Here is a 12846-nt window from a genome sequence, read left to right as displayed (position 1 = left end):
TCCGTCAGGCGGTCGCGCGCGACCGGCCGACGCCGACCTCCCCGGCCACCTCGCGGATGACGTCGAGGAGGGGCGCGTGGTCCTCGCGGAAGTAGAAGTGTCCGCCGGGCAGGGCGACCCGACGGGTGATGCGGTCCAGGTGCCGGGCCCAGCCGGCGCTCTCGCCGGCCAGGCGGTCCTGCTCCCCGGTGCCGCACAGCAGGGTCGCCGGGACCTCCAGCGGGGGCTCGGGCTCGTGGACGTACGTCTCGAAGACGCTGATGTCGGCGCGGAGCGGGCCGAGGACCAGTCGGCGCAGCCGCGCGTCCGCGTGCACCTGCTCGGGCAACGGGCCCCAGCGCGCCTCGGCCGCCGTGATCAGTTCCTCGTCGGAGAGGGTGTGCAGCGAGCCGGCCGGTCCGCCGGTGCCGAAGGTGTGCGGGGCGGGGGAGGAGGACAGGACCAGGTGCTCGGGCAGGTCGCGTCCCTCGCGGCGCAGCGCCCTCGTCGTCTCGTACGCCAGGAGGCCGCCGAAGCTGTGGCCGAACAGCACGTAGGGTCCGGTGAACGCGGACTGGGAGACCAGGTCGGCGACGAGGGGGCCGATAGCGGTGTGCGCGGGCTCCGCGCGGCGCACGGAGCGCCCGGGGAGCTGCACGCCCCACAGTTGGACTTCCGTCAACTCGTCGGTCCACAACAGGTATTCGGCGCTGGAGCCGCCCGCGTGCGCGAAGACGTAGACGTTCAGCGGTGCCTCGGGGCGCTCGCGACGGCGGACCAGCCAGCGCGCGGGTCGTGTACGGGGATCCATGGGTGCCTCGGGACGGTGAGGGATGGTGACGGCCACCGACCGGACCGTCACGGGATCACCAGGTCTACCATCACTCGTCGTTGGGCGCTCCGATCTTATCCGTGCAGGCCCGCCGGGCGGCGCGGCGACGTCCCGCAGGTCCTGAGGAGACCCGGCTCAGGCTCGAGCGCCGCCGTCGACCCGTAGGACCGTGCCGGTGACGTGGGAGGAGCGGTCACTGAGGAGCCAGGCGGCGGCCTGCGCGATCTCCTGCGGGTCGGCCGCGCGGCGCAGCGGGGTGTGTGCCGTGAGTCGCTCCTGGAGGCCGGGAGAGTCCGCTTCCCAGGTCCGGATCATCTCGGTCATCGGCACACAGCGCATGGACGTCACCCACTGAGCCACGAGCCCTGATCGGCGCGCTCGGCGGTCCAGGTGATGTGCGGGGGCTCGACTCGCGCGCACAGGGGGCCGCCGTGCGGGTCGGACAGACCGAGGCGTCCGACCAGCAGGCCGTCGCGTGCGGCGGCGGCGAGTACCTCGGCGGGCACGGCGTCGAGCATGAGCTTGGCGCGGCGGAACATCGTGAAGACACCCGCCTCGTCGACCGTGCCCCAGGACAGATAGACGAACCGGCGTCCCAGACGGTCCTGCACGTACGGGCCCTTCACCTCGGTGCCCGTCGGCGAGGCGACGGCGGTGCACTCCAGGGTCCACGTCGCGGACGCGGCGTCGCCGGGCTGCGGTTCGAGGAGCTCGGCCGGACGGTCACGGCGCTGCACGGCGACATGGACGTCGGCGTAGGCGGGAGCGTCCCCGTCGGCGGCGGGCCGACAGACGAGTCCGGGCAGGTCGACGGCATCGATGCGGATACGCATACCTGCCATCATCCTCGGCCGGAGCCTCCCGGCGGTACCCGACCCCCTCGCCTCCTCGGCGCGGGGGTCGGCGGCTTCGGCCGGGGCGATCCCGGCCGGCCGGCCCGTCACCGGAATTGTTCAGCGGCCCGACAGGGGTGCTGAACAACTCTCCGGCCCCCGAGACTCGGTCCGGCCGGGTGGCATCCCCCGTCACCCGCACCCCCAGCAGCGGCCCCAGGTCCCTCCCCCCGGCCTGGGGCCGCCTCGCGCGCCCCACACACGCCACCGATCCGGGGAAGAGAGACCTTTCGATGCGGAACATGTACAGACTCAGGAAACGCGGCAGGTCCCTGACCTACGGCACAGCCGCGCTGCTGGCGGTGGCGGGGCTCACCGCCACCGCCCCCGTCACCCTCGCGACACCGGCCGCCGCCGCGTCGCCGAGCCACCTGGCGGGAGCCACCGCCCACGTCACGCTGATCACCGGGGACACCGTCGGTGTGGACCCGTCCGGCCGGGTCGTCGGCGTGGACCCGGGCGAGGGCCGGGCGAGGATTCCCCTCTCCGTGCAGCGCCTCGGGAGTCATACGTACGTCGTCCCCGCCGACGCGGCAGCGCTGCTGGGCAGCGGGCGGCTGGACCGGCGGCTGTTCGACGTGACCCGGATGGTCGCGGACGGCTACGACGACGCCCACCGCACGACCCTGCCGCTGATCGTCTCGTACAAGGGCTCCGCGACGGGCGGCGCCAAGCGCGCGCTGCGTGCGGCGGACGCCGAGGTGGAGCGCCAACTGCCCGCCGTACGAGGCGAGTCGGTGACGGCCGACAAGCCGCACGCGACCGAGGTGTGGGAGGCGCTGACCCGTCCGGTCGGCGACTCCGTGACCACGGAAGCCGGTATCGACCGGGTGTGGCTGGACGCCGCGGTCAAGGCCCCGCCGCAGCGGTACGCCGATGTCGACCCGGATCCGACGCAGGGCACCGCGCAGATCCACGCGCCGGCCGCCTGGCGGGCCGGGTACGACGGCACCGGCGTCAAGGTCGCGGTCCTGGACAGCGGGATCGACGCCACGCACCCCGATCTGCGGGGTGCGGTCGTGGCGTCGAAGGACTTCTCCGGCTCGGGCGGTGTCGACGACCAGATGGGTCACGGCACCCATGTCGCCTCCACGATCGCGGGCACCGGCGCGGCGAGCAACGGCCGGTACAAGGGGGTCGCGCCCGGGGCCCGGTTGCTGGTCGGCAGGGTGTTCGGTAACAGCGGGGGCCAGGAGTCGTGGCTGATCGGCGCCATGCAGTGGGCCGCCGGGCAGGGCGCCAAGGTGGTCAACATGAGCCTCGGCGCGGTCGACGCCGAGGGGACCGACCCGCTGGAGCAGGCGGTGAACGACCTGTCGGCCTCCTCCGGGGCGCTGTTCGTCATCGCCGCGGGCAACGACGGCCCGGACGCCGGCACGCTCAACTCGCCGGGCGCGGCGGCCGCCGCGCTCACGGTGGCCGCCGTGGACGGCACGGACCGCCTCGCCGACTTCTCCAGCCGGGGCCCCACCGCGGACGGTGAGTTGAAGCCGGACATCGCCGCTCCCGGGGTGGACATCATCGCCGCCAAGGCCGTCCACGGCACCGAGGGCGAGCCGGCCGGAACGGCGGGCTATGTCCGGATGAGCGGTACGTCGATGGCGACCCCGCACGTCGTCGGAGCGGCCGCCGTGCTCGCCCAGGAGCATCCGGACTGGTCGGGGCAGCGGATCAAGGCCGTGCTGATGGGCTCGACGGTGCCGGTCGTCGGCACTTCGTCGACGTTCGAGCAGGGCGCGGGCCGGGTCGACGTGGCCCGGGCCATCGGCCAGAGCGTCTTCACCGACGAGCCGTCGCTGTCGTTCGGCCTGCAGGCGTGGCCGCACACGGACGACCGGTCGATCGCCAGGACCCTCACCTACCGCAACACCGGCGACAAGGCCGTCACGCTGGACCTGTCGGCTTCCGCGACCGGCCCCGACGGCAAGGCCGCCGCGCACGGCATGTTCACCGTGTCGCCCGCCCGGCTGACCGTCCCCGCGGGCGGCACCGCCGAGGCCACGGTCACTGCGGACACGCGCGTCGGCACGGTCGACGGCGCGTTCTCCGGGATCGTCGCGGCGACGGCGGCGACGGCGGCGACGGGCGAGAGCGTGCGCACGGCCTTCGCGGTCGTCCGCGAGGTGGAGTCGTACGACCTGAAGCTGGAGTTCACCGGCCGCGACGGCAAACCGGCCGCGCCCCTCTTCGCGTACGTGGTCGGCCTGGACAACGGCAGGCAGTGGACCTTCGGGATCAGGGGAAGCGACGTGCCGGACGACGGCAAGGTCACCATCCGGGTCCCGAGGGGCCGTTACCTCGTCGACGCCAAGCTCACCCGCAGCACCGACAGCTTCGAGGAAGTGACCCAACTGGTCGCGCCCGGCCTGGTGGTGGACAGGAACATGACGCTCCCGCTGGACGCCCGTACCGGCAAAGCGATCAGTGTCACCGCACCCGACGCCCAGGCCCGCCTCGAGGAGGGCAGGATCGTCTTCGGCGCCCGCGGCGCGAAGCCCGCGTTCGACTACGCCGGCACCCTGGGCCTGAACGGCGCCTACGGCCGGGTCTACCTCGCCCAGGTCGGACCGTCCGCCCCCGCCAAGGACTTCATCGCGCAGCTCGGCGGCGTCTGGCAGCGCGGTTCCACGGGCCCGTTGTACGACCTCGTCGAGACCCGGACGGGTTCCTTCTTCACCGGACTGAACCGTGCGTTCTCCTCCCGCGGTCTCGCCAAGGTGGTGACCGGCATCGGCTCCAACGCCAAGGACAGCCAGGCGGCGCCGTCGGCGGGCTGGACCACACCGGGCTGGCCGGCCGTGTCGAGTCTGGTCGGCAGCAATTTCGGCAACTGGCGCCCGGTACCCGCCGCGTCCGTCGTGCACTACGCGTCCACGGACCACGGGCTGCGCTGGAACCTGGGTGTGAACGTCATCAACAACCTCAATCCCGGCCTGGCTGTGCTGAGCCCGCTGGAGCCCCGCCGCTTCGAACCCGGCCGCACCTACCAGGAGACGTTCAACACCGGTGTCTTCGCGCCCGTCACCACCGGCGCCACCGCTGTGGGCGTGCCGGGCGCGTCGCACAGCGGCACCGCGTTCGCCGTGTGCGTTCCGCTGCTGTCCGACGGCGCGGGCCACATGAACTCGGGTAACGCCGACTGGCGGTTCCGTCTCGCGTCCGGCAGCACGACCATCGCCGACAAGCGGATGGATCCGTGCGTACTCGGCCCGATGGGCGGGCTGTTGCCGCACCGGGCGACCTACCGGCTGAGCCTCGACGCGGCCCGGCCCGCCCGGGACGTCACGGTCGGCCACCAGGTCTCGGCGGTGTGGACGTTCGCCGTGGACGCCGCTTCCGGCACCGGGATCCAACGGCTCCCCCTGTCGGTGGTCCGCTTCACCCCGAAGCTGTCCCTCACCAGCACGGCGAAGGCGGGCGCCGGGCTGACCGTGCCGATCGGGATCCAGGGCCCGGCGGCGGCGAAGGGCGCCGTCAAGTCCCTGGCCGTGCAGGTGTCGTACGACGCCGGCCGCACCTGGCGGAACACCGTCGTGCACGCCGACCGGACCGGCAAGCGGTTCCTGACGCTCGCCCACCCGGCCGGGCCCGGCACGGTGAGCCTCAAGGCCACCCTCGTCGACACCAAGGGCAACACGGTGACCGAGACGCTGCCGAACGCCTATCGCACCGTCCGATAGGTCCGGCTGGTCCGCGTGACGGGGCGGCAGGGAGGGGTGACCTCCCTGCCGCCCCGTCACGTCAAGACGGCTTCGGGGTAAGGAACTTGAGGGCGCTAACCGCAGATCCCGCGGTAGGGGGCGTCCGGGATGTACGTCTTCCACTCGCTCCGGGACAGGCCGGTCGGGCCGGCGATGTCGCAGATGCGGGTGAGGGCCTGTTGCGGGGCGATGGGGTAGCTCTGGAGCGGCACGTGCGCGCTGGTGGCGTACACGGTGCCGGCGTCCCGGCCGAAGGCGAGGGACTCGATCTCCTCTCCGGGAGTGGGCAGTCCGGTGCCGAGGGGTTGCTGGGACGCGGTGTCCCAGAGCCGGAGGGTGCCGTGGGTGCCGCCCACGGCGAGGGTTCGGCCGTCGGGTGCGAAGGCGAGCGCGGTCACGGCCTCCGGGGCGCCCGCGGTGAGGACGCCCGTACGGCGTCGCACGTCGCCGTCCCACAGGGCCACCCGGCCGGAGGCGTCGCCGACGGCGAGGCGGGTGCCGTCGGGGCTGAAGGCCAGTGCGCTGATCTCCCTGCCCTCGCTCAACGCACGGCCGGTCACGGGGCCCGAGGGCAGCGCGGCGTACTGGTCCTGGGAACCCGCGAGCAGCCGTCCGTCGGGCCGTACGGCGACGGTGCCGCTGGAGAAGCCCGGCAACGTGCCCTTCCGGTGGAGCCGGCCGGCCCTGGTGACCCAGACCTCCGCCTCGGCGCCGCCGCCCTCGGAGCCCGTGGCCAGCAGGGTCCGGCCGCCCGGGCCGAGCGCGATGCCGAACCTCGGGCTGTCGGCCGCCGCCGGAAGGTCGACCGAGGCGAGTACCTTGCGCGCCGGTACGTCCCACACGGTGAACCGCTGCCGCAGAGAACCGTGTGACGACGTGGTGCCGCCGATCGCGAGCGCCCGGCCGTCCGGGCTGAACGCCAGCAGAGGGGTGGCGGAGCCGAGGTCCTCCCCCGCGGCGGGCAGCGGGGGCGGCTCGGCGAGGACGGCGCCGGTACGGGTGGAACGCAGGGCGAAGCGGTAACCGTCGCCGGAGCGGTTCACGACGGCGACGACGGAGCCGTCCGGGCTGAGCACGGCGGCGTCCGGCGGCGATTGCTGCCAGCGGGGCGCGAGGTTGGCCGTCAGGTCGTACGAACGGACCGTGGCTCCGTCGAGGAAGCGCAGCAGCCGTCGCTTCCCCGGGTCCCAGGCGAGGTCCTGCACCGCTTCGCCCGCCAGCGGGCGGTGGAAGACCTGGATGCCGGACGCCTTGAGGCGCCACACCGCGAGTTCGTCGTCGTCGGCCGTGGCCAGGAACTCCCCGTCCGGGCTGAAGTCGACCTCTGTGAAACCGGTGCCGCCGGGGCTCGCCAGGTCGGCGAGGAGACGTCCGCGAGGGATGTCCCACACGCGGATCCGGGAGCCGGAGACGACGGCCAGCAGCTTGCCGTCGACGCTGAACCGCAGCGTGCTGGTGCCGCAGCCGGGTCTCGACGCGCTCTCCCACGGGCCCGGCAGGCGCGCGCGGCGTACGCCGTCCCACACCTGGAGCAGGCTGTCGGCGAAGCAGAGCGCCAGCGGTCGGCCGTCGGGGCCGACGGCCGCGTCGGACAGACGACTGCCCGGCACGGCCACCTCGAAGAGGACCTTGTCGTCCGCCTGCCGACGCAGTTGCACGGAGCCCTGCCGCTTCGGGGTCCTCGACGTGACGGCGAGATAACTCCGCCCGTCGGGCCCGAAGTTCATCAGCGCCGCGTGCGGCAGCTCGCGCGGACCGGCGGCGGCCCCGCGGGCCGAGAGGTCCCAGAGACGTCCACCGTCATCCGCTTCTAGGTAGAGGGTCCTGGCATCCGGACCGACGCCGGCCGGCCACATGCGCTCCGGCAGCCGGAACGAGCCGATCAGACGGTGGCTGGTCACGTCCCGGAGAACCACCCGGCGGTCCGCGACGCTGACCAGGGTCCGGCCCCGGCCGGTGAGGAACCGCTGTACGTCCTTGCGCTGTTCCGGATCGGTGAAGGTGGCCCGCTCCGGCTGGACCAGGGCTCCGAGCAACGCCGAGCGGGTCTCGGTCAGCGGCGCGATCCGCCAGGCCGCGGCGCCGAGCAGCATGGCGGTACGCGGATCGGACGACCGCAGACTTTCGGCGACCGCCGCGACACGGCGGGCGGCGGCCTTGGCGCGCTGCTGATCGCCGGTCCGGTTCTGCTGCCAGGCCAGCGTGCCGGCGGCCACGGCAAGGGCGAGGAGGACGGCGAGGGCGGTCCTGAGGGTGCGGAACGTCCTGGTGGTACGGGCGGCGACCGCCCCTTCGGTGTCGCGGGCGCGCAGTGCGGCGGCGAGGAAGGCCCGCTCCGAGCGGGTCAGATCGTCCTCCGGGTGCCCCACGGCCCATTCTGCCCCGGCTTCTGCCGCGGCTTCTGCCGCGGCGAACAGCTCCTCGGCCCTGGTGAGCCGGGTCCCCCGGTACAGGGCGCCGGGGTCGCGGCCCAGTTCCTCCCAGGCGCGGGCGGCCTCGCCGAGCCGGCGCTGCTGGCGCAGCCGTTCGCGGTCCTCCTCGATCCAGCCGTGCAGCCGGGGCCAGCCGCTCATGAGCGCTTCGTGGGCGAGCTCCACGGCGCTGTCGCCCAGGGTGACGAGGCGAGCGGCGGCGAGGCGTTCGAGGACGGCTGCCGTGTCCGGGCCCGACCCGGAGTCCAGTTCAGCGCGAGGGGCCGGGCGGCGGGTGTCGGCGGTGCCGTCGCCGGGGGCGACCAGCCGTAACAGGATGCGGCGGGCGGTGCGGGCCTGGGCCGGGGACAGTTCGGCGTACACCTGTTCCGCGGTGGCGGCGATCGCGCCCCGTACCCCGCCCGACTCCTCGTACGCGGTCAGGGTCAGCGCCTGGCCGCGGCGGCGGCGCCAGGTCTCCAGCAGGGCGTGCGAGAGCATCGGCAGCGCGCCGGGCCGGCCGGTGACCTCGTCGACGAGCCTGGCGGTCAGCGCGCGTTCCACGGTGAGGCCTGCGGAGGTCGCCGGTCCGGTGATGGCCTCCCGCAGCTCCGCCGGGGCCAGCGGCCCGATCAGCAGGTCGGCCCCGCTCAACGCGTCCGCCAGTTCGCGGTGTTGGGCGCAGTGCCCGTAGAAGTCGCCGCGGATCGCGACGACGGCCCGCAGCCTGCTCTCCGGTCTCCGGGCCGCCAGCAGCAGTTCGAGGAAGCGGTCCCGTTCCTTCGGGTCCTGGCACAGGGTGAAGAGTTCCTCGAACTGGTCGACGATCACCCAGGTGTCCTGTGCGGCTCCGTGTTCGCCGTCCAGCGGGGTGAGTGCCCGCGCGTGGGTGTGCGCGGGCCGCTCGCCGGGGGTCAGCACCCGGATCACCGCCGGGCGGCCCGTCGCCGGGGCGGCCTGCCGGAGTGCGGGGATCAGCCCGGCCCGCAGCAGCGAGGACTTCCCGCTTCCGGAGGGCCCGAGGACGGCCGCGAAGCGGTGCTCCCGTACCAGCTCCAGCAACTGGCCGACCGGTTCGGCCCGGCCGAAGAACAGCTCCCCGTCATCCGGCTCGAACCGGGCCAGCCCCCGGTACGGCGGGGCGGGCGCGTTGTGGGCGGACGCCGCGGACTCCCGGATCTGCCGGTCCGCCCGCCGCCAGCGCTCCTCCCACTCGGCGGCGTCCGCTCCCAGCGCCGCCGCGTACGCCAGGACCACGGCCAGCGACGGCAGTTGCTCACCGGCCGCCGCCTGGGACAGCGCGCTGGTCGAGTAGCGCGTGCACTGTGCCATCTCCCGGTACGTGGGCCGGCCGGCCGCCTCGCGGAGGGTGCGCAGCTCGTGCGCGAGCCGCTGCAGGGGGCCGGCATCGGGGTCCACCGGTTTCTCACGTCGTCCCACCGGGGCCCCACTCTTTCGCCTGCCGTACGGAGAGGTCGGCGACCACGTTATGTTTCCGCCGGATCCGACGCCAATCCCAACTGGCCTTCCGGCTCAGGAGATTGCGCACCAGTACCGAGCCGGCCTTCGCCTCTGCCTATGAGACGGCCAGGCGTCGGAACCGGCTGTTGTGGAACACCAGGGGTTCGCGATCGGGTTCGGCCTTCAGACCCTGGATCTCCAGCAGAACGATCATGTGGTCGCCACCGGGGAGTTCGGCGTACAGCGAGCAGTTCAGCCAGAGACCGGCGCCGTGGATGTATACGCCGCCGTCCTCGTCGGCGTCCCAGTCGACTCCCGCGAACCGGTCGCCCTCCTTCCCGGCCAGCGACCGGCAGATCGCATCCTGTCCCTGGGCGAGCACGCTCACGCCCACATGGCTTCGTCGGCGCAGTTTCGGCCATGTCGAGGAAGTGTCCTGCACGCAGACCGATATCAGGGCCGGTGAGAGGGAGACCGGGGTGAACGTGCTCGCGGCCATGCCCACCGGGGTGCCGGAGTCGAGTGCGCACACGGCTGTCACCCCGGACGGGAAGCAGCCGAAAGCCTGGCGCAGCAGGGCGGGGTTGGTCGGTGTCGCGTCGAGAGGGCTCATCGGAGTCCACCCTTCGGGTGTCGGCGTGTGCGGTGTTGAAAGGTTCCTGGCGGGTGCCGTTTTCGGTGTCACAGGTGTCGGGCGTCAGTTCTGTCCGGACAGGACCGCGCCGAGCTGCCGCATCGCGCCCGTGTTGCCGACCACGTGCTGGGAGACGCAGCGGACATCGCGCCAGCGGCGCTGCAGCGGGCTGGTGCTGTAGAGACCCGCGCTGCCCGAGAGGGTCATGAGCTCGTTGAGGATCCGGATGCCCTCATGGTGGATGTGCTGGGTGGTGCCCTTGTAGCTGAACCACTCGGCCGGGGTGGGCTCCTCTCCCCCGAGGGCACGGGCCATGACGATGCGTCCGGTCTGCTCCGACAGGGCGGCCAAAGCCGCCGCCCGCAACTGCAGCTCGGCGAACTTCTCCTGGAACACCGGGTCCTCACCGAGGAGGGCCCTCGGGTTGAACGCCGGCCGCTTGGTGGCGGCGAGTTCGGCGAGATCGTCGAGGGCGCCGTCGAGGGCGCCGAGGACGACGGCGTCGTGCGAGGCCCCGGTGGGTGAATAGGGCAGGTCGTAGAGGGGCGCGGGGATGTTGTTGTCGCTGAACATCGGCCCCGTGTGATGCTCGGGCACGAAGACGTCGTCCGTCGTGAAGTCCGTGCTCTGCGTGGCACGCAGGCCGACCGCGTCCCAGGTGTCGAGGAAGGTGACCTGCTCGGGCCGCAGCAGCGCGACCCGCATGTCCGGGCGGCCGTCCGGCAGCGGAGGCGCCCCTTCGACCAGGAAGCCTCCGAGCATCCAGTCCGGGGTGAACGGACCGCTCGCCAGCGGCCAGCGGCCACTGATCCGGTAACCGCCCCGCACCGGCGTCGCCAGTCCCTTCGGAGCCACCGCTCCGCGGAGCATCACATCCGCGCCGCTTCCGAACACCTCTTTCTCCAGCGTCTCCCGGGGCAGCGACCGTACGAAGAACCACGCCATCGACGCGGCCTGGACCGTCCAGCCGGTCGAGCCGTCGGCCCGGGCGATCTCCCGCACCACCTGGGCCCCTTCCAGCAGCCCGTACTGTTCGCCGCCCCACACCCGGGGCAGGGCCATCCGGAACACACCGGCTTCGCGCAGTGCGGCGACGATCTCCGCCGGAACCGCCCGGGCGTCCTCCCCCTCGGCGGAGCGTGCGGCGATCTCGGGAAGGAGTGCGCGGACGCGGTCGAGCACGCCGCCGTCCATTCCTCGGCCGGTGGATCGGGTGGGGTCAAGAAGCGTGGTCATGGAGGTCTCCTCGTTGAGCGCGCGGCGGCTTGCTCGTAAGACAAGCCTTTTCCACAGGCGAACTGCGGCTTAGGATGACATCCGCGTTACGGCCACGAAAAGCAGGACTTTCCGATAAGGCTTATCGAGATTTCCCATAGCAGCAGGAGAGAAATGGCAGCCAATTTTTCCCTCCGCCAGTTGGAATACTTCGTCGCGGTGGCGGACACCGGCTCCATGAGCGCGGCCGCGGTGCGGTGCCATGCCTCCCAGGCCGGCATCTCCACGGCGATCGCCGACCTCGAACGCCGCCTCGGCGTGCAGTTGCTGATACGCCGTCGGGCGAAAGGGGTCGCCCTCACCGAGGCGGGCAGCCGGATCCTCGGCCGCGCCCAGGCGATGCTGACTCAGGCCGACGAGATAACGGCCGGCGCCCAGGCCGAGGAAGGCCGACTGGCCGGCCGCCTGACCATCGGCTGCTATGCGGCCCTGACGCCTTTCCTGATCCCACTCCTGGTGGACGGATTCACCCGCCTTCACCCGGCGGTCAACCTGGAACTGATCGAGGGCGAGCAGGACGAAATGCGACAAGCCCTCGTCCAGGGCTCGTGCGATATCGCTTTGCTGTACGCATTCGGCGACGAGGCCGGCCTGTCCCGTACGACGCTCCGCGCGAGCCGTCCGTACGTCATCGTCGCCGCCGACCACCCTGTGGCGGAGCGCGAGTCCGTCTCACTCGCCGAACTGGCCGACGAACCACTGATCATCTGCGCGGAGCCGCCCGCCCGGCACAACGCCGACCACTGGTTCTCCCTCGCCGGAGCACGGCCGAACATCCGGTACCGGACATCGAGCATCGAGGCCGTCCGCAGCATGGTCGCCCGCGGTCTCGGCTTCGCCACGCTGATTCAGACCTGGCCGACCGATACCAGCGTCGAAGGACTCCCCCTGGCATCCGTGCCGCTCAGCGACCCACTGGACGATGTCGAGCTCGTGATCGCCCATGCCTCGCACGTCGTCCCCACACAACGGGCCCGCGCGTTCCTCCAGTACGCGGAGAAGACACTCGCGGGCCCGGGCGGACCGGACACCGTCAACTGACGCGCGTCCGGCTTCGCCCCTGTCAGCCGGCGCGTCAGCCGGCGCGCTCCGCGCCGACGAGGACGAAGGCCACGGTGACCGGCTGGTCGCCAGGGTTGCGCCAGCTGTGGCGGGTGCCGTTCTGGATCACGATGTCCCCTGCCGAGAGGGGGGTGCGGTGGCCGTCGTCGAGTTCGAGGACGATGTCGCCCTGGAGGACGATGCCGTAGTCCACGGTCGGCGTGGTGTGCATGCCGTCGGGCTCCATGAGGTCCGCGATGCCGGGCGAGTCCGCCCGCTGTTCCCGGTCGAAGGCGACGGGGTCGAACGCCGGGTCGGCCATCGCGGTGTCCGGCGGGAAGGTCAGGACGATGAACCGTGTCCCGCCGGGTGCCGGGAGCAGGCTGGTGACCTTCGGCGTGGGATCCTCCCCCGTCCGGCCGGCCCGCTCGCCGGGTTCGGTGGCCCACGGCAGGCGGGACACCCAGCCCGGCAGACTGCTGAACTCCCGGCTGCGCGGGATGGGGCCGTCGCTGACGACGACCGACCTGCCGTTCTCGTCATGGCCCGTGACGACTCTGCGCATACGTCTCTCCTCGTTGAGGTCCGTCGGGTCCGCCGGGTCCGCCTGGCCCGTCGT

General features: G+C 72.7%; 8 protein-coding genes and 1 pseudogene. 2 read left to right on the top strand and 7 right to left on the bottom strand.

All coding sequences use genetic code 11. The features are described 5' to 3' along the window. Positions 1-4: 4 nt before the first annotated feature. From OG352_RS39225 to OG352_RS39215, 3 genes and pseudogenes are all read right to left on the bottom strand, one after another. Complete coding sequence (locus OG352_RS39225; RefSeq protein WP_329223540.1) at positions 5-790, bottom strand: thioesterase II family protein; 786 nt, start codon at positions 788-790, stop codon at positions 5-7. Between the two features lie 156 nt (positions 791-946). Next, positions 947-1132: pseudogene (locus OG352_RS39220) on the bottom strand (SDR family oxidoreductase); the annotation flags it as partial. A gap of 23 nt (positions 1133-1155) precedes the next feature. Next, positions 1156-1644, bottom strand: coding sequence for a DUF5990 family protein (locus OG352_RS39215; protein WP_329223539.1), 489 nt, complete (start codon positions 1642-1644; stop codon positions 1156-1158). Positions 1645-1946: 302 nt separating this feature from the next. On the opposite strand from OG352_RS39215, the gene OG352_RS39210 reads away from it, so the two are divergent. Further along, positions 1947-5384 (top strand): S8 family serine peptidase, encoded by a 3438-nt coding sequence (locus OG352_RS39210; RefSeq protein ID WP_329223538.1) that lies wholly within the window; start codon positions 1947-1949, stop codon positions 5382-5384. A gap of 95 nt (positions 5385-5479) precedes the next feature. Here OG352_RS39210 and OG352_RS39205 read toward each other — a convergent pair whose 3' ends face one another. The 3 genes from OG352_RS39205 to OG352_RS39195 form a co-directional block, all read right to left on the bottom strand. Continuing rightward, positions 5480-9256 carry an nSTAND1 domain-containing NTPase gene (locus OG352_RS39205; protein WP_329223536.1) on the bottom strand — a complete coding sequence of 1259 codons (3777 nt, stop codon included), beginning with the start codon at positions 9254-9256 and terminating at the stop codon, positions 5480-5482. 136 nt (positions 9257-9392) lie between these two features. Next, a complete protein-coding gene (locus OG352_RS39200) occupies positions 9393-9890 on the bottom strand; it encodes a flavin reductase family protein (protein WP_329223535.1) in 498 nt (165 codons plus the stop codon). Between the two features lie 84 nt (positions 9891-9974). After that, positions 9975-11147: an acyl-CoA dehydrogenase family protein gene (locus tag OG352_RS39195; protein ID WP_329223533.1), complete on the bottom strand. Its 1173-nt coding sequence runs from the start codon at positions 11145-11147 to the stop codon at positions 9975-9977. A gap of 153 nt (positions 11148-11300) precedes the next feature. On the opposite strand from OG352_RS39195, the gene OG352_RS39190 reads away from it, so the two are divergent. Further along, complete coding sequence (locus tag OG352_RS39190; protein ID WP_329223531.1) at positions 11301-12227, top strand: LysR family transcriptional regulator; 927 nt, start codon at positions 11301-11303, stop codon at positions 12225-12227. Positions 12228-12261: 34 nt separating this feature from the next. Here the strand turns inward: OG352_RS39190 and OG352_RS39185 are convergent, their stop codons facing one another. Next, a complete protein-coding gene (locus tag OG352_RS39185; RefSeq protein ID WP_329223529.1) occupies positions 12262-12792 on the bottom strand; it encodes a cupin domain-containing protein in 531 nt (176 codons plus the stop codon). Positions 12793-12846: the final 54 nt, after the last annotated feature.

Source organism: Streptomyces sp. NBC_01485 (genome assembly GCF_036227125.1).
In the GTDB taxonomy this organism is placed as follows: domain Bacteria; phylum Actinomycetota; class Actinomycetes; order Streptomycetales; family Streptomycetaceae; genus Streptomyces.
The sequence above is the reverse complement of the archived record's forward strand: the minus strand, read 5'-3'. Positions and strand labels throughout refer to the sequence as shown.

Excerpts from the sequence above, each read along its gene's own strand:
- OG352_RS39225 (WP_329223540.1), bottom strand. The coding sequence starts at position 790 with ATGGATCCCCGTACACGACCCGCGCGCTGGCTGGTCCGCCGTCGCGAG.
- OG352_RS39215 (WP_329223539.1), bottom strand. The coding sequence starts at position 1,644 with ATGCGTATCCGCATCGATGCCGTCGACCTGCCCGGACTCGTCTGTCGG.
- OG352_RS39190 (WP_329223531.1), top strand. The coding sequence starts at position 11,301 with ATGGCAGCCAATTTTTCCCTCCGCCAGTTGGAATACTTCGTCGCGGTG.
- OG352_RS39210 (WP_329223538.1), top strand. The coding sequence starts at position 1,947 with ATGTACAGACTCAGGAAACGCGGCAGGTCCCTGACCTACGGCACAGCC.
- OG352_RS39185 (WP_329223529.1), bottom strand. The coding sequence starts at position 12,792 with ATGCGCAGAGTCGTCACGGGCCATGACGAGAACGGCAGGTCGGTCGTC.
- OG352_RS39200 (WP_329223535.1), bottom strand. The coding sequence starts at position 9,890 with ATGAGCCCTCTCGACGCGACACCGACCAACCCCGCCCTGCTGCGCCAG.
- OG352_RS39195 (WP_329223533.1), bottom strand. The coding sequence starts at position 11,147 with ATGACCACGCTTCTTGACCCCACCCGATCCACCGGCCGAGGAATGGAC.